Origin of the sequence: Streptomyces blattellae (assembly GCF_009709555.1) — a bacterium.
Taxonomy (GTDB): Bacteria; Actinomycetota; Actinomycetes; order Streptomycetales; family Streptomycetaceae; genus Streptomyces; species Streptomyces blattellae.
The window spans coordinates 1-245 of sequence record NZ_WJBG01000051.1 but is presented as its reverse complement, the minus strand read 5'-3'; the positions used below and the strand labels follow the sequence as shown (position 1 = coordinate 245).

1 protein-coding gene is annotated in these 245 nt (G+C 67.8%); it reads left to right on the top strand.

The features are described 5' to 3' along the window. Positions 1–245, top strand: a 245-nt coding sequence (locus GFH49_RS39705) for a hypothetical protein (RefSeq protein ID WP_230396098.1), incomplete at both ends; no start/stop codon positions are given.

Below are 245 nucleotides of genomic sequence, written 5' to 3'. Positions count from 1 at the left end.
CAGGATCCGCCACGAGCGATCCGCTCTTGCATGCCGAACAATTCAGCCGTTTCCTCAACGCCGCCCTCCACGGTTCCCCCACCCGGACCCTGCACCAACTGAGCACCGGATTCACACCCGATGCTGATGGTCCGGACTCGACGTGGGCACGAGGCGAGACGCTCGATGTTGCTCCCGCGACAGTGGATGCACTGGTGCGCCGCCGGGTCGCGGCCGATCCGGACGCGGTCGCGGTCGTCGCCGAC